This is a genomic window from Bacillus sp. NH11B (assembly GCF_001884205.1).
Lineage (GTDB): Bacteria > Bacillota > Bacilli > Bacillales > Bacillaceae_G > Bacillus_A > Bacillus_A proteolyticus.
In genome coordinates this window covers 136,268-152,379 of record NZ_MAOG01000012.1, presented here as the reverse complement: position 1 = coordinate 152,379, position 16,112 = coordinate 136,268, and the positions used below count along the sequence as shown (strand labels likewise).

The 16,112-nt window shown below is 35.0% G+C and carries 16 protein-coding genes; 15 read left to right on the top strand and 1 reads right to left on the bottom strand.

Annotation, left to right across the window (positions count from 1 at the left end; all coding sequences use genetic code 11):
- Positions 1–51: 51 nt before the first annotated feature.
- The 5 genes from BAU27_RS01950 to BAU27_RS01930 all read left to right on the top strand — a co-directional run bounded on the left by BAU27_RS01950 (position 52) and on the right by BAU27_RS01930 (position 4,697).
- Positions 52–1,269, top strand: coding sequence for a substrate-binding domain-containing protein (locus BAU27_RS01950; protein ID WP_071745693.1), 1,218 nt, complete (start codon positions 52–54; stop codon positions 1,267–1,269).
- An 89-nt stretch (positions 1,270–1,358) separates the two neighbouring features.
- Positions 1,359–2,132 carry an ABC transporter ATP-binding protein gene (locus BAU27_RS01945; RefSeq protein ID WP_071745692.1) on the top strand — a complete coding sequence of 258 codons (774 nt, stop codon included), beginning with the start codon at positions 1,359–1,361 and terminating at the stop codon, positions 2,130–2,132.
- Positions 2,110–2,811 (top strand): branched-chain amino acid ABC transporter ATP-binding protein, encoded by a 702-nt coding sequence (locus tag BAU27_RS01940; protein WP_071745691.1) that lies wholly within the window; start codon positions 2,110–2,112, stop codon positions 2,809–2,811. Before BAU27_RS01945 ends, BAU27_RS01940 begins: the two co-directional genes overlap by 23 nt.
- 22 nt (positions 2,812–2,833) lie before the next feature.
- Positions 2,834–3,694, top strand: a complete 861-nt coding sequence (locus tag BAU27_RS01935; RefSeq protein ID WP_071745690.1) for a branched-chain amino acid ABC transporter permease — start codon at positions 2,834–2,836, stop codon at positions 3,692–3,694.
- A 49-nt stretch (positions 3,695–3,743) separates the two neighbouring features.
- Positions 3,744–4,697 carry a branched-chain amino acid ABC transporter permease gene (locus tag BAU27_RS01930; RefSeq protein ID WP_071769986.1) on the top strand — a complete coding sequence of 318 codons (954 nt, stop codon included), beginning with the start codon at positions 3,744–3,746 and terminating at the stop codon, positions 4,695–4,697.
- A 94-nt stretch (positions 4,698–4,791) separates the two neighbouring features.
- Here the strand turns inward: BAU27_RS01930 and BAU27_RS01925 are convergent, their stop codons facing one another.
- Complete coding sequence (locus BAU27_RS01925; RefSeq protein WP_071769978.1) at positions 4,792–5,580, bottom strand: LysR family transcriptional regulator; 789 nt, start codon at positions 5,578–5,580, stop codon at positions 4,792–4,794.
- A 120-nt stretch (positions 5,581–5,700) separates the two neighbouring features.
- On the opposite strand from BAU27_RS01925, the gene BAU27_RS01920 reads away from it, so the two are divergent.
- The 10 genes from BAU27_RS01920 (at position 5,701) to cydC (ending at position 16,100) form a co-directional block, all read left to right on the top strand.
- Positions 5,701–6,249 carry a DUF4865 family protein gene (locus BAU27_RS01920; protein ID WP_071745688.1) on the top strand — a complete coding sequence of 183 codons (549 nt, stop codon included), beginning with the start codon at positions 5,701–5,703 and terminating at the stop codon, positions 6,247–6,249.
- A 42-nt stretch (positions 6,250–6,291) separates the two neighbouring features.
- A complete protein-coding gene (locus tag BAU27_RS01915) occupies positions 6,292–6,702 on the top strand; it encodes a tautomerase family protein (RefSeq protein ID WP_071745687.1) in 411 nt (136 codons plus the stop codon).
- Entirely contained in the window at positions 6,699–7,022 is a 324-nt protein-coding gene (locus BAU27_RS01910) for a carboxymuconolactone decarboxylase family protein (RefSeq protein ID WP_071745686.1), read from the top strand. The genes BAU27_RS01915 and BAU27_RS01910 overlap by 4 nt, the downstream gene beginning before the upstream one ends.
- Positions 7,023–7,123: 101 nt before the next feature.
- Positions 7,124–7,567, top strand: a complete 444-nt coding sequence (locus BAU27_RS01905) for a MarR family winged helix-turn-helix transcriptional regulator (RefSeq protein WP_001208967.1) — start codon at positions 7,124–7,126, stop codon at positions 7,565–7,567.
- 52 nt (positions 7,568–7,619) lie between these two features.
- Entirely contained in the window at positions 7,620–8,561 is a 942-nt protein-coding gene (locus BAU27_RS01900; RefSeq protein WP_071769977.1) for a VOC family protein, read from the top strand.
- Between the two features lie 16 nt (positions 8,562–8,577).
- A complete protein-coding gene (locus BAU27_RS01895) occupies positions 8,578–9,633 on the top strand; it encodes an LLM class flavin-dependent oxidoreductase (protein WP_071769976.1) in 1,056 nt (351 codons plus the stop codon).
- Between the two features lie 615 nt (positions 9,634–10,248).
- The gene (cydA, locus tag BAU27_RS01890) at positions 10,249–11,652 is read left to right on the top strand and encodes a cytochrome ubiquinol oxidase subunit I (RefSeq protein ID WP_071745683.1); all 1,404 of its coding nucleotides are present in this window, start codon (positions 10,249–10,251) and stop codon (positions 11,650–11,652) included.
- Entirely contained in the window at positions 11,639–12,655 is a 1,017-nt protein-coding gene (gene cydB / locus BAU27_RS01885; protein ID WP_071745682.1) for a cytochrome d ubiquinol oxidase subunit II, read from the top strand. Before cydA ends, cydB begins: the two co-directional genes overlap by 14 nt.
- Entirely contained in the window at positions 12,655–14,376 is a 1,722-nt protein-coding gene (gene cydD, locus BAU27_RS01880) for a thiol reductant ABC exporter subunit CydD (protein ID WP_071769975.1), read from the top strand. Before cydB ends, cydD begins: the two co-directional genes overlap by 1 nt.
- The gene (gene cydC, locus BAU27_RS01875) at positions 14,373–16,100 is read left to right on the top strand and encodes a thiol reductant ABC exporter subunit CydC (RefSeq protein WP_071745680.1); all 1,728 of its coding nucleotides are present in this window, start codon (positions 14,373–14,375) and stop codon (positions 16,098–16,100) included. Before cydD ends, cydC begins: the two co-directional genes overlap by 4 nt.
- Positions 16,101–16,112: the final 12 nt, after the last annotated feature.

The window sequence follows — 16,112 nt, the reverse complement described above, 5'->3', positions numbered from 1 at the left end:
GAATTTGGCGTGTTGGATTCTATCAGAAAGTAAAGTATGGGGAGGATCACAATGTCGATAAAAAAACGTAAATGGCTAAAAACGGTGGTTACTGGTTGTGTTTTAGGGTCATTATTAGTAACAGCAGCTTGCTCAGGAAAGAAAACAAGTACTGAGGATGAAAAAACAATTAAGGTAGGGGTTCTTGCTTCGTTAACAGGTCCATTAGAATCATACGGAAAACAAACAGTGAACGGGTTTGAATTAGGATTAGATTATGCAACTGGTGGAACAGGAAAAGTGGACGGAAAGAAGATTAAGTTTGTTGTAGAAGATACGGAAACGAAAGCAGATGTTGCAGTTAAAAAAGCTACGAAGCTATTAGAAGACGAGAAAGTTGATTTTTTAGTCGGATCATCTAGTTCAAGTGATACGTTAGCGGTTTTACCACTAGCTGAAGAATATGAAAAAATTATGGTTGTTGAACCAGCAGTTGCCGATAGTATAACCGGGAAGAACTGGAATAAATATGTTTTTAGAACAGGAAGAAGCTCTTCACAAGATGCGATTGCAGGAGCAGCAGCAATTGCAAAAAAAGATGTAAAGATTGCAACGTTTGCCCCAGATAATGCATTTGGGCGTGAAGGAATTGCCGCATTTAAATCTGGAGCAAAGAAATTAGGTGCAAACATTGTAAACGAACAATATGCGGATACAAACTCAACTGATTTCACAGCGAATATTCAAAATATCATTAGCTCAAAACCGGATTATTTATTTATCGTTTGGGCAGGTGCAAATTCACCTTGGAAACAGTTAAAAGATATGAATGTGGAAGCGCAAGGTATTAAAATTTCTACAGGTGCACCAGATATACCGGCATTAAAAACGATGGATGCATTAGTAGGAATGCAAGGTTTTTCTGTTTATTATCATACACTCCCGAAAAATAAGGTGAATGATTGGTTAGTGGAAGAACATAAAAAACGATTTAATGGTGCGGTGCCAGATTTATTTACAGCAGGAGGAATGTCAGCGGCAATTTCAATTGTAGAAGCTTTAAAGAAAACAAAAGGTGATACAGATGTAGATACATTGATTAAGAAAATGGAAGGAATGGAATTTGATACACCGAAAGGAAAGATGAAGTTTAGAGAGAAAGACCACCAAGCGATGCAGACGCTATATTCTATCACGTTGAAAAAGCAAGATGGTGTTGATTATCCGGTGCCAGTATTAGAGCGAGAATTAACGATGAAAGAGACAGAACCACCAGTTCAAAATAAATAGACTGAATTTTCTGTTGTTTTTGTATAAAGAGGGGATACCCTCTTTATACGTATTTCTTTCATACTTAAAGTTTTAAAGGGAGGAATTTCGTGACACATTTGTTAGAGACGAAAAATCTTTGTGTATCTTTTGGTGACCATCATGTTATTAAAGATGTTAATTTAACGGTACAAAAGGGAAAGCTCATTTCAATTATTGGACCGAACGGTGCCGGAAAGACAACGTTATTTAACTTACTAAGTGGGCAAATTTCTCCAACAAAGGGTGAAGTATATTTTAAAGGACAAGAGATTACAAATTTATCAATTTCAGATCGAACTCGATTAGGAATTGGTCGTTCTTTTCAACTTACAAATATATTCCCAGAGTTAACGGTACTTGAAAATGTTCGTTTAAGTGTTCAATCATTCGTGCAAGATTACTATAGTTTTTTTCCAAGTTCGGCAAAATTTAAGCAACAAGTTGGAGAGGCGAGACGTTTCTTAAAAACAGTATTACTTCAGGAGAAAGAACATGTATTAGCGAAAGATTTAGCACATGGAGAAAAACGAAAGTTAGAGCTTGCGATGTTATTAGCTTTAAAAACGGATGTGTTACTACTTGATGAGCCGACGGCAGGTATATCAGTTGAAGAGATACCGGCTATTTTACAAGTGATTGAAAATATTAAAAAGCATCCAGAGAGCACAATCGTACTCATCGAACACAAAATGGATATGGTACTAGGTTTGTCGGACCATCTTATTGTTTTATTTCATGGCGAGTTATTGGCTGAAGGATTACCAGAAGAAATGATGAAAGATGAGCGTGTACAAAGTGCTTATTTAGGGGGATTATATAGTGGCTCTATTACAAGTGAATAATATAGAGACGTATTTAGATCAGTTTCATATTTTACAAGGGGTATCACTCACTGTTGAGAAAGGGACGATTACTGTACTGTTTGGAAGAAACGGGGCGGGAAAAACAACAACGTTGCGATCAGTTATGGGATTTCATCGGATAGCAAATGGTGAGATTTATTATGGTAGTACACAAGTAAATGGATTATCTACACATTTAATTTCAAGAAAAGGAATAGGGTATGTACCAGAAAATCAAGGGATTTTTCATGATTTAACAGTAGAAGAGACATTCGCACTTGCGAGAGGAAAAGGAGAAGAAGTCGACGAGAAAATAGATTGGATGCTCGAGCTATTTCCTGATTTAAAGCAGTTTTGGAATAAGAAAAGTGGGCTTTTAAGCGGGGGACAAAAACAAATGTTGGCCATTTCAAGAGCGTTTATTAATAGTGATGGACTATTGCTTATTGACGAGCCAAGTAAGGGGCTATCACCAATTATGATAGAAAAATTAATGGTAGCAATTTTGAAAATGAAGGAGAAAACGACTGTTTTACTTGTTGAACAAAATTTTATGATGGCTAGTCAAATCGGTGATTATTTTTACATTATGGATAATGGGCGTATTGTGCATAAAGGTTTTATGAATGAACTGCGAGAGGATAAAGAAACATGTCATAAATATTTAGGTATTTCTTAACATTGATACGGGGGGATAGAACGTGGATGTGTTAATTAACTTATTTGTAAACGGCGTTTCAACAGGGATGCTTATTTTTTTATTAGCATCAGGTCTTTCACTTATTTTCGGCCTAATGAGCGTTTTAAACTTTGCGCATGGCGGTTTATTTGCATGGGGAGCTTTTACAGGCGTTTGGTTATTTAATATGACAGGTAGTTATGTATTAGCGTTAGTTGGAGCAGTTGCTATGGGGATGTTGCTTGGTTTTATTTTAGAACGATTTCTTATCAGACCAGTGTATGGAAATCATGTTCGCCAGCTACTCGTTACACTCGGAGGAATGCTCGTTCTTAGTGAGTGCATAAAAATATTTTGGGGACCGAATCCAATTAGTGCAAAGTTACCGATATGGTTACAAGGTAGCTATACATTTGGAGGGGTTATATTAATAAAATACCGGCTATTCGTTATTTTAGTTGGGATACTAATTTACATTGCTCTACTACTACTACTCAAAAAAACAAAGATAGGTCTTATGATCCGCGCTGGTGTAATGGATAAGGAGATGGTTCAAGCGCTCGGCATTAACGTGAAAGCTATATTTTCGTTCGTCTTTCTATTAGGAGCAGGAATGGCAGCGTTAGGTGGATTCTTATTTGCACCATATTCAGGCGTTGTTTTCGCAGAAATGGGTATGCAATATGCAATTTTAGCTTTCATTGTAGTAATAATTGGAGGGTTAGGTAGCGTCCAAGGTTCAGCTATCGCTTCTTTAATCGTCGGATTAGCCGGAGCTTTTACAGCCTATTTTATTCCAGATTTATCACTTGCAATCAATATGTTAATGTTACTGTTTTTCTTAATAGTGAAGCCAACTGGACTTGTTGGTGAAAAGGGGTGAAATGGTGAACAATACATCGAATCGAATTAAAGTATACTTCGGAGTATTTATGCTCATTTGTTTAAGTGTATTTCCGTTCGTAAATGATTCACGGAGCTTGTTAATTTTGTTCACTCAAATCTTCATCTTTGCTATTTTTGCAATGAGTTTTGATGTATTACTTGGATATACAGGAATTGTATCGTTTGGTCATTGTATGTTCTTTGGAATAGGAGCATATGGGGTAGCACTTTTATTTGATCGGCAAGGTGTATCAATAACAAACTTTTTAATAGGTATAGTAGCGGCAATTATCATTTCGGCAATCGTTAGTTATATAATCGGTTTACTTTCTTTACGATTGAAAAGTCATTTTTATGCAATGTTAACCCTTGCGATTTCACAGTTATTTTTTGTACTTGCTGAAAAATGGCGTGGGCTTACTCACGGTGGAGATGGATTTACATTTGGTGTGCCAGATATATTTCGTGATCGTTTTACCTTTTATTATGTAACATTTATATGTCTAATCATTATTTTCATTTTGTTACGTCTTTTCACAAAATCTTCTATTGGGAAAGTATTAAAGGCAATTTCACAAAATGAACAACGTGTTGAAGCGCTTGGGTATAAAGTTCTTCATTATAAAATTATTGCTAGTGTTGTTGCAGGAGTAGTAGCAGCGATTAGCGGTGGTTTATTCGTCATCACATTACGTTTTGTAAATACGAATGTATTTTCAATCGAAATGACGTTAAATGCATTATTGATGACAATGATTGGAGGAGTTGGAACGTTAATCGGAGCCATTGCAGGAGCTGGGATTATTGAATCACTAAAATATTATTTATCAGAACTAGCGACGGAGTATCCGATTTTTGAAAGATGGACGATTATTTTAGGGTTATTGTATATTATCGTGTTACTAGTTTTTCCGAAAGGATTAGTTGGAACGGTTAAGCAGTTGAAGAATGTTAAAAGGAGTAAGAAGGAGAAAAGTGCAGAAGTGGAGCAAAACGTGTGAAAAATCAATTGTACAAAAAATAAAAATCCCTCTTGTAGATTCGTTAAAGAGGGATTTTTATTTGTTTGAAAAGTTTGTAAACAAAGTCATTCTATTACTCAAATAGTTCATCAGGGATATGTTTTATAAAGTTTTGATTCGTAAAAAAATGAACAGCTAATTTCTCTATTGGAACATTTTCAACTGGAACTATTTTATCATTTCTAATCGGTAAAAAAGCTATCCCATTTCCCTCAACAATAAACTCTTCAATAAGCGAATAAGAATCTAACTGTTGAAGTTGATGCTGGGATAGATTGTTTTCTTTTAGAAATTGTATTGTCATATTTCTAAAAGGGCACTTTTTATCGTTACTAACAAAGAAAAGTTCTTTTGAAAAGTCAATGTTACACTGTTCTTTCGCTTTTAATAAGCCTACAAAAATTGAAGTGGTGAATACTTTTTTAAACGCTGCTTCGGGATAATCCTCATAAGTTATGACCATATCAACTTTTTGTTGCTGTAGTAGTTTTTGTAAATGGCTACTACTTTCTATATATATTTGATAATTCCTGAAATTTTCTTTAATACGCATACTTAAATAATTAGTCAAAATAGATTGTGACGTTGCTATTACATAAGAAGAAGCACTTGTTTTAATTTCATCTTTCGCTTCTTCTAAAAGAGCTAATATTTTATTCGTGTAGTCTAATAAAATGTCACCAGAAGGTAACAGGGAAACACCTTTATTATCTCTATGTAGTAATAGAGTTTCTAACTCTTGTTCTAATTTTTTGATTCGCTCCGTTACATTTGGTTGTACATAGCCTAGCTCTTTAGCAGCTTTACTAATAGAGCCTTCGTTAGCTACAGTTTTAAATATGATAAGATCATTAATTTCCATTCATTTCAGCCCCTTATACGGTATCATTATAAATGATACCAAACATAATTTATACCTATTTTACGTTAGTCAGTCATCGGTTTATCATTATGTATATAAGATCGAAAGTGAGTGATAAACATGATTGGAATGCAATATAAAGTCATTTTGCCAAAGGATTATGATATGGGGATTATTAGAGAAAGGGTAAAAAAGAATAGTCATAAAACAGATGGTTTTCAAGGATTGAATTTTAAGGCTTATTTAATTGCTGAGGCAGGTAAGGATGGGAATTTCTATAATTGCTATGCACCTTTATATATTTGGAATGGTCATGAAGGGATGAACAAATTTATCTTTGAAGGGTATTACGATAATATTTTACAATCGTTCGGGTGGCAACAAATAAATATAGGTGTTCCATTCGTTGTTAATGTAAGTGATGACTTTCGAAAAAGTAGATATGTTGTTGAATATGTAGGGAGTATTTCTCAAAATAAATCGCTGATTGAGACGCAATTAAATAAAGTAAATGAAAATGTGAAAAACATAGAAAAATGTTTAGGAAATGTAATAATTTATAATCCGGATAAGTGGGGATATAGTCAATTCAGTTTTTATAAGGAAAAGCCTGAAATAGATGTAATGGACGATGTTACTATTTATGAGCTTTTACATATTTCACGATGATATGTTGTTGAATGCTAAATTAAGAAAAAGGAATGAAAATGTATGCCTTTTGTGAACGTTTATTATCATGAAAATATATTAAATAAAGAAGAGTTGAAAAAGGTAGGTGAATGTATCCATCTTTCATTAATTGAACATTTTAACATTCCTGAAAATGATTATTTTCAAATGTTTGTACCTTATCAACGAAATCAATTTTTTTATAATCCATATTATTTGTTGGAAAGAGGAGAAATGAGAACTGAGAATATGATTCATGTTTCTATTACATGTGGACCTGGAAGAACAGTGCAACAGAAAAAAGGTTTGTATCAATCTATATCCTTCGAAATTTCAGAATGTTCCAATGTGAAAGTTACTGACATTTTTATTACATTACATGAGACAGCTGCTGAAAACTGGTCATTTGGTCAAGGGATGGCACAATTGGTAAAAATGAAGGGAGAAAAATGATGAATGAACCAATTGAATTTTATATTCCAAAGAAAATGAGAGAAATAGCACCTGTATTTTCTCATTATAGTGAAGAGATATTATTTGAGGAAGTGTGGCGGGATGCCGCTTTAACATTAAGAGAAAGAAGCTTATGTACATTGTCGGCACTAATCAGTCTTGGTAATACAGAACAATTACCATTTCATCTGAAGCTAGCTAAACAAAATGGGATGATGGAGAATGAATTAGTTGCATTAATAACACATATGGCTTTTTACGTTGGTTGGCCAAAAGCTGTGGCAGCTTTAAATATAGCAATGAATGAAATGGAAAGTTAAGAATAATGATTTTGGGAGATATTTTTAACATATTTCTACTTGCATTACTGTCACTTGAGTGGTAAAGTGATAGTAAGATCAACGCTAGGAAGTGATAAAACATGCGTGAGAATACGATAGGATCGTTAATATGGTTACGCCTCATACGATTTACGAACCAAAGTAATCAAATGTCAAATGAGTTTTTAAAACGCTTTGATTTAACGACGGCTCAATTTGATGTGCTTTTGCAAATACGGACTTATCAGCCATTAACACAAATGGAGTTAGCAGAAAAGGTTACCGTTACACAAGGCGGTATTTCTCGAATGTTAACACGTCTTGAAAAAGAAGGATATATTATACGAAAACAAGATTGGAAAACGAAAACAATTAGTCTTACAGAGCAAGGGGAAGAGGCTTTAGAAAGAGCATTGCCAGAGCAACTTGCATTTCAATCATCATTTTTTGATGATGTATTAAATGAAGAAGAGCAGAAAATACTATACGAGTTGATGACAAAAGTTCATAAGCATAGTGAAAAAAAAGAATTACCGAATGAGTAATTTTTTTTACTCAATCAATTGACTAATCAAGTGATAAAGGGGAGGAAGTTTTATGTATACAATTCCAGGACATCACCACATTTCTATGGTGACTAAAAATGCGAAAATGAATAATAATTTTTATCGAAATGTTTTAGGATTACGCCGAGTGAAAAAGACGGTCAATCAAGATAATCCATTTATGTATCATTTGTTTTATGGCGATTTAACAGGGAGTGCCGGAACTGAATTATCATTTTTTGAAATGCCGAATGTAGGAAGAACAATCCGTGGCACAAATGCAATAACGCAAATAGGTTTGCTCGTACCTTCAATAGAAAGCCTTACATTTTGGAAGAGACGTTTTGAGTCGCTTCAGGTGGCGCATGGGGAAATTACAACTTACGCCGGCCGAGACGCACTGCACTTTGAAGATCCAGATGGCCTACGGTTAGTACTATTAAATAATAACGGTGAAGAGGTGCCTGAATATTGGACTGCATGGGATGAATCTTCTGTAGAGCAGAAGCATCGTATTTTAGGCATGGGAACAGTTGAAATGACAGTGCGCAGTTTAAATAAATTATCAAAAACATTAACAGGCTTGTTTAGTTATAAAGAAGTATCTCGCTCAGACGATGAGGGGATTTATCAATCTATTGCTGGTCAATCTTTTGGGGAAATTTTGGTGAAACAGCAAGAGGGAGAGAGTGAAAGACCTGGAAAAGGAAGTATTCATCATTTAGCTATTCGTGTAAAAAATGATGAAGAACTGAGTTATTGGAATGAAGCTGTGAAAAATAAAGGGTTCCAATCAACAGGGATTATCGATCGTTTTTATTTTAAAAGTTTATATTTCCGTGAGTCAAATGGAATTTTATTTGAGGTTGCGACGGATGGACCAGGATTTACTGTAGATTCAGCAGTTGCTGATTTAGGAAAAGAGCTGGATTTACCACCATTTTTAGAAGAGAGAAGAAAAGAGATTGAAGAGAAATTAATACCACTTGATTAAAAGGGAGAGGACAACTATGGAACAATACCGTATTGATGTAAGTAAAGGAATTGAATTTGGATTATATTCAATTGGAGATCACATTTTAAATCCGCATAATGGTTCGAAAATAAGTGCAGAAAAAAGAATTCAGGAACTAATTGAAGCAGCTAAGTTAGCAGATGAAGCTGGACTTGATGTGTTTGCTGTCGGTGAAAGTCATCAAGCGCATTTTACAACGCAAGCTCATACAGTTATTTTAGGAGCTATTGCACAAGCTACGAAAAATATTAAAATCGCGAGTTCTGCAACAGTATTAAGTACGTCAGATCCGGTTCGTGTATATGAGGATTTTGCTACAATCGATTTAATTTCTAATGGTCGTGCGGAAATCGTTGCTGGTCGTGGATCTCGTATTGGGGGATATAGTTTACTGGGTTACGATGTAAATTATTATGAAGAACTATTTGAAGAGAAGATGGATCTTTTATTAAAAATAAATAAAGAAGAAAGTGTAACATGGAAAGGGCAGTTTAGAACGCCGCTTGAACATGCGACAATTATACCGAGAGCTAAAAATAACAATATGCCAATTTGGCGTGCTGTTGGAGGGCCACCTGCTAGTGCAATTAAGGCAGGACACGCAGGTGTACCAATGATGCTTACGACACTTGGTGGCCCAGCTATTAATTTTAAAGTTTCGGTGGATGCATATCGTGAAGCTGCTCAGCAAAGTGGCTTTGATCCAGCAACATTACCAATTGCAACAACAAGTTTATTTTATACAGCAGAAAATTCACAAGATGCACTTAGTGAATATTATCCCCATATTCATGCTGGTATGCTTGCACTACGTGGTGGTGGGTATCCAAAACAACAATTTACTAATGCAGTAGATTATCGTGACGCGTTAATGATTGGTAGCCCGCAACAAATTATTGAAAAAATGCTGTATCAACATGAGTTATTTGGGCAACAACGTTTTATGGCGCAGATTGATTTTGGCGGTGTACCATTTGATAAGATTGAAAAAAACATCGAATTAATTGCAACTGAAATTATGCCGGCTGTTAGAAAGCACATAGCAAAATAATTAAAAAATACCGGGAGTCTAGCTGACTCTCGGTATTTTTTATGTTAATTCAGTTTGAAAAAATGACGAAAAAATGAATTTTTAGTCTAAAAAAGGAAAGGATTTTTCTATTTGTGAATAACAATATTCTTAATTTGAATTTTAGAAATACATTTTTCTCTTGACAAAAATGTAGCGTATTTCCAGGTTTGATTTGAGGACATTTTTTAAGAGGAAAGTCAAGCGTATGAAGAGAAAAACGTAATATTATTGATATAAGAGTATGTTGTATGTTTGAAAAACACGTTTTTTAAATGTGAGAAATCTAATTCGAAAAAATTACAAAAGACATATTTCAGACAAAATCCTGTCAATAATACGTCAAAAATCACCTGAATTTATTATGTAAGTATATTATACAATTCGATTAACGAATAAAACACTACTGAAATAGTGAAAAGGTAAATCGTATGAAGAAAGTTCTTTTGTAATTATCTAAAAAACTGACAATCTATATTTTCAGAAAGTACATAAACGAATTTATCTTTTTGTATTTCCAAATGATTGAATTGTTCGTTATGAAGTGAATTCAATCAATATTACGATATAAAAAATTATGAAGGAAGTGAATTTAGCATGGAAACGCTCGAATTGGCACGAATACAATTTGCATCTACAACGATTTTTCATTACTTTTTCGTTCCGCTATCTATTGGTTTAGCTTTTATCATTGCGTTAATGCAAACGTTGTATGTGGTAAAGGGACAAGAAGTTTATAAGAAGATGACAAAGTTTTGGACACAAATATTCCTTGTTAACTTTGCAGTAGGTGTTGTAACAGGTATTTTACAAGAATTTCAGTTTGGTATGAACTGGTCAACATATTCACGTTTTGTTGGTGATGTTTTCGGACCGTCACTGGCAATTGAAGGTTTATTAGCATTTTTCATTGAGTCTACATTCCTAGGTTTATGGGTATTCGGTGAGGATAAACTTCCGAAGCGAGTTCACCTTTTATGTATTTGGCTCCTCTCAATAGGAACAATGTTATCAGCATTTTGGATTTTAACTGCAAATGCATTTATGCAAGCTCCAGTAGGATATGAAATGGCAGCAGATGGGCGTGCACAAATGAATGATTTCTTGGCGATTATTCAAAATCCACAATTATGGGTGCAATTCCCGCATACAATTACAGCGGCACTTGCAACAGGCGCATTCTTTATTGCTGGTGTCAGTGCATGGAAAATTGCAAAACAACAAGAGACGGAAGTGTTTAAGAAGTCTTTCCGAGTTTCTATCGTTGTTGGAACAATTTCAACAGCATTGGTATTATTTTTCGGTCATGCACAAGCGCAAAATTTAATTAAGACACATCCGATGAAAATGGCCGCAGCTGAAGCGTTATGGAATACGAGTGAGGACCCAGCGCCATTTACAGTATTTGCGAAAATTGATACAGAGAAGAAAGAAAATTCGTTTGAAATTCAAATTCCTTACATGTTAAGTCTATTGTCATACGATAAATTTAGTGGTCAAGTAGAAGGGATGAATCAAATTCAAAAACAATATGAAGAAAAATATGGACCTGGAGATTATATTCCGCCAGTACATACTATGTTCTGGAGTTTTAGAGCGATGGTAATGAGTGGAACATTTATGCTTCTTCTAGGAGCGTACGGCTGGTTCTTATCAAGAAAAGATCGCTTAACTGAAAAACCTTGGTATTTAAAAATAATGGTATATGCAATTGCACTACCGTTTATCGGTAATACAGTAGGATGGGTTATGACCGAAATGGGACGTCAGCCGTGGGTTGTCTTCGGTGTTATGAAAACAGAAGATGCTGTATCTCCAAACGTTACTTTTGGAGAAGTATTATTCTCTCTTATTTCATTCACATCACTATATTTAATTATCGGAGGAATTTCTATTTACTTATTCGTTCGTATCATTAAAGGTCATGCGAATAAGAAAGCGAAAAAGGATTATCAAAGCCATGATCCATTTGATAAGGAGGAAGAGTATGTTATCTCTTAATGAGTTATGGTTTCTAATTATTTCAACTTTATTCGTTGGATTCTTTGTACTTGAAGGTTTCGATTTTGGTGTAGGAATAGTTTCAAGGTTTTTAGGAAAGAACGATTTAGAAAAGCGTATATATTTAAATACAATTGGACCGTTTTGGCACGCAAATGAAGTATGGCTTGTTTGTGCTGGTGGTGCTATGTTTGCGGCATTTCCGCACTGGTATGCAACTTTATTTAGTGGGTTCTATATTCCGTTTGTGTTTATGCTTCTTGCTTTAATTATAAGAGGCGTTTCCTTTAAGTTCCGTGCGAAAATAGAAAATCATAAGTGGAAAAGTTTCTGGGATTGGGGTATGTTTCTTGGAAGTATGCTCCCTCCTATACTTTGGGGAGTTGCAATTGCAAACTTCATGGTAGGTGTACCAATTGATGAAAGTAAAAATATGGTAGGCGGATTCGTGAAATTACTTCACCCATTTGCGTTACTTGGAGGAGTTATGTTTCTTCTTCTATGTATTGTTCATGGTTTGCAATTTCTTACTATACGTACAACAGGTACATTACGAGAACGCGCACGTATTGCCGCAACAAAGATTGCACCTTTTGCATTAATAACACTTCTTATTTTTGCAGGTGTAGGGTTATGGAAAACAGATATTTTCACAGCACATGGTTCAGAGTGGCTAATGGTGCCGATTGGAGCTTTTGTAGCGCTATTTGTTTCTACTTTATTAAATAAAAGAAGAAGAGATGGTTGGGCTTTCTTTATGACGAGTTTAACAATCATTTTGCTAAGTGCAAGTGTGTTTATCGGTATGTTCCCGCGTGTCATGATTAGCTCATTAGGAGCGGCGAATGATTTGACAATTTATAATGCGGCATCAGGACCTTATGCATTAAAACTGATGAGCTATTTTTCTCTTGCTATTTTACCGTTTGTTATCGGTAGTCAAATATGGAGTTTCTATGTATTTAGACAACCTGTTAAGTCAGACAAAGATTTGGAGTACTAATGAAAAGAAAAAGAGGACTTCCGTCGTATCCTGGTAGCCGAGTTTTATATGTAACTTTAACCTTTATTAGCATTTTAGAGGCGTGTAGTATTATTGCACAGACAGTGTTTTTAGCACGAGCAATCACATTTTTATTTCATGGAGAAACAGTGCAAGCTGTGCTAAATGAAACTGTGTATTTTGGGATTACGTTTGCAGTACGCCAAATGTTGGTGCGAACATCGCAAATATTGGTTGAGCGTTTCGCTGAAAAAACAGGATTGGCATTACGTAAACAACTAATAGAAGCGTATTTTACATTAGGGCCGAGATTTGTCCAAACGAATGGAACTGGTCATTTGGTTACTTTATCGATTGAAGGTATAGAGAAATTCAAAACATATATTGAATTGACAATTCCTAAAATGATTAGAAGTAGTATCGTACCAGGACTAATTGTTCTATATGTTTTTACACTGGACATTAAGTCAGGAATCATTTTAGTTGTAACGATTCCTATTGTGATTATATTTATGATCCTTTTAGGATTAGCAGCGCAGAAAATGGCGGATAGCCAATATGAAACATATCGTGTACTTTCTAATCATTTTGTAGATACATTAAAAGGGTTAGAAACATTAAAGTATTTAGGGAAAAGTAAACAGCACGAAGGAAAGATTGAAAAAGTAAGTAAACGATATAGAAAAGCAACGATGCGTACTTTGCGAGTTGCTTTTCTTTCTTCTTTTGCATTAGATTTCTTTACGAGTTTATCAATTGCATTTGTAGCAGTCGGGTTAGGAATACGGTTAATAGATGGGACGATTATACTGTTACCAGCTCTTACAATTTTAATTTTAGCGCCGGAATATTTTCTGCCGATTAAGCAAGTTGGAGCGAATTATCATGCTACATTAGATGGACAACTTGCGATCGAGCAAATAGAAGAGATTTTACAGAAGCAAAAAGGAATAGAAATGAAAGATTCAAATGTAGATATAGTATGGAACTCCTCTAGTAGCTTGAAATTAAAAGATGTAAAAGTAAATAATGATGAATCTGAAAAGGCTATGTTGGAGGGAATCGATTTTACTTGGCAAGGTAACGGTGCTATAGGCGTTATTGGTGAAAGTGGGGCAGGGAAATCAACGTTAATCGATGTATTAGCAGGATTTTTATCTCCTTCGGCTGGGAAGATGTTAGTAAATGGTGTTGAAATTGACGGATCTACTCGTGAAGATTGGCAAAAGAATATTGCTTATATCCCGCAGCAACCATATATTTTTCCGCTTTCATTAAAAGATAATATTTGTTTCTATGAAACAAATACAACTGATGAAGAAGTTGAGAGAGTTATTAATGAAGTAGGTCTTCGTTCGCTCGTTGCATCATTACCCAATGGGATGTATGAAATAATTGGAGAAGGTGGGCGTATGCTTAGCGGCGGACAAGAACAACGTGTCGCTATGGCACGTGCACTTTTAAGTAAAAAGCCAATCATTTTATTAGATGAACCTACAGCACATCTTGATATTGAAACTGAATTTGAAATAAAGCAATCGATGTTACATCTGTTTGAAGGAAAGTTAGTATTTCTTGCAACACATCGTCTACATTGGATGAAGCAAATGGATCATATTCTTATTTTAAATAAAGGGAAAATTATAGAAAGCGGAACATATGAAGAACTTTTAACGAATGAGACATTACATTTTCATAGCGAAGAGAGGGGAGAGCGATGAGTAACTGGATTAAGCCTTATATACAGCAAAATAAAGGTAGAATGACTTTGACTATTTTCCTTGGACTTCTTGGAGTTAGTTCGGGTGCGATGTTGCTTTTTATTTCAGGTTATTTAATATCTAAATCTGCTCTCAGACCAGAAAATGTAATGGCTGTATATGTTCCTATTGTTGCAACGCGTGCATTTAGTATAGGGCAAGCGGTCTTTCATTATTTAGAGCGTTTAGTTGGGCATGATGTTGTACTACGTATATTAGAAAAAATGAGAACGAAACTATATAGAATTGTAGAACCACAGGCGTTATTCTTCCGCTCACGCTTTCAAACTGGTGATGTACTAGGTGTATTGTCTGAGGATATTGAACATTTACAGAATCTATATTTACGAACAATATTTCCTAGTATATTAGCGCTAGTTGTATATAGCATCTTCGTACTTGTTATCGGTGCATTTGATTTAGTATTCGCACTCATTGCAGGCTGTATGTTAGCTATTATCGTTTTTCTTCTTCCCTTTGTATCACTGCTTTTAATGAAACAAAATCATATCGCTTTGAAGCAAGGAAGAAATCGTTTGTATCAACAATTGACAGATGCAGTATTTGGGTTATCTGATTGGCAGGCGAGTGGTAGAAAAAATGAATTTATTAATGCGTATGTAGAGCAAAATGATCAATTGTTAAAAACAGAGAAGAGAGTGAAACGCTGGTATCATATTCGAGACAGTCTCATTCATTTAGTAGTAGGTATTGTAGTTATTTCAATGATTATATGGACTGGGAATGAAGCGGCAAGGGAACAAATTGCTCCTACAGTTATCGCGGCCTTCGTATTAATGACTTTATCGGTAACGAATGCGCTTATTCCTATTTCAGATGCCATCGATCGAATCCCATTGTATGTAGAATCTGCTCATCGTCTTAATGGTGTAGAAAGTGATAGTGTTTTACATGATGAAATGGATTTGCATGGAGATAAAGATTACGTTGCACCAAAACATGTAGATATTGAACTGAATCATATATCGTATAGTTACCCAGATAGTAACGAGACTGTATTAAAAGACATATCGTTACAAATAAAAGCAGGAAAGAAAATTGCTATTTTAGGTAGAAGTGGGACAGGGAAATCTACTTTACTAAAATTGTTAACAGGGGCGTTAAGTCCGGTAAATGGCCAAGTTTTATTGAATGGTGAACAAGCGCATACGAATCTTTTATCCGAATATATTTCTGTATTAAATCAAAAACCGCATTTGTTCGATACGTCAATTGGAAATAATGTGCGAATCGGTAAACCAGAGGCTAATGATGAAGAGATATGGAAAGCTTTAGAGAAAGCACAGCTAGCTTCACATATTGCATCTCTTCCTGATGGATTACAAACAAAAATGCATGAAATGGGAAAGAGGTTTTCTGGCGGAGAAAGGCAAAGGGTAGCATTTGCAAGAACCCTTATGCAAGAAACACCAATTATTGTACTTGATGAACCGACTATCGGTTTAGATCCTAAAACGGAATTAGCCTTAATAGAAACAATGTTTTCTGCAACAGAAGAAAAGACTGTTCTCTGGATTACACATCACCTTGTAGGAATTGAACATGTAGATGAAGTTATTTTCCTTGATAGTGGTCAAATCGCTATGCAAGGTAGCCATGAACAGTTACTGAAAGAAAATGAGAAATATCGTAGCCTATATGAGCTCGATAAAGTGAAATTATAAAAGGAAGAAAAA

What these genes read in the sequence shown, in the direction of transcription:
- BAU27_RS01920 (WP_071745688.1), top strand. Translation starts at nt 5,701, where the DNA reads ATGATTGGAATGCAATATAAAGTCATTTTGCCAAAGGATTATGATATG.
- BAU27_RS01925 (WP_071769978.1), bottom strand. Translation starts at nt 5,580, where the DNA reads ATGGAAATTAATGATCTTATCATATTTAAAACTGTAGCTAACGAAGGC.
- cydA (WP_071745683.1), top strand. Translation starts at nt 10,249, where the DNA reads ATGGAAACGCTCGAATTGGCACGAATACAATTTGCATCTACAACGATT.
- BAU27_RS01905 (WP_001208967.1), top strand. Translation starts at nt 7,124, where the DNA reads ATGCGTGAGAATACGATAGGATCGTTAATATGGTTACGCCTCATACGA.
- BAU27_RS01915 (WP_071745687.1), top strand. Translation starts at nt 6,292, where the DNA reads ATGCCTTTTGTGAACGTTTATTATCATGAAAATATATTAAATAAAGAA.
- cydD (WP_071769975.1), top strand. Translation starts at nt 12,655, where the DNA reads ATGAAAAGAAAAAGAGGACTTCCGTCGTATCCTGGTAGCCGAGTTTTA.
- BAU27_RS01950 (WP_071745693.1), top strand. Translation starts at nt 52, where the DNA reads ATGTCGATAAAAAAACGTAAATGGCTAAAAACGGTGGTTACTGGTTGT.
- BAU27_RS01895 (WP_071769976.1), top strand. Translation starts at nt 8,578, where the DNA reads ATGGAACAATACCGTATTGATGTAAGTAAAGGAATTGAATTTGGATTA.
- BAU27_RS01910 (WP_071745686.1), top strand. Translation starts at nt 6,699, where the DNA reads ATGATGAATGAACCAATTGAATTTTATATTCCAAAGAAAATGAGAGAA.
- BAU27_RS01900 (WP_071769977.1), top strand. Translation starts at nt 7,620, where the DNA reads ATGTATACAATTCCAGGACATCACCACATTTCTATGGTGACTAAAAAT.
- cydC (WP_071745680.1), top strand. Translation starts at nt 14,373, where the DNA reads ATGAGTAACTGGATTAAGCCTTATATACAGCAAAATAAAGGTAGAATG.
- cydB (WP_071745682.1), top strand. Translation starts at nt 11,639, where the DNA reads ATGTTATCTCTTAATGAGTTATGGTTTCTAATTATTTCAACTTTATTC.
- BAU27_RS01930 (WP_071769986.1), top strand. Translation starts at nt 3,744, where the DNA reads ATGCTCATTTGTTTAAGTGTATTTCCGTTCGTAAATGATTCACGGAGC.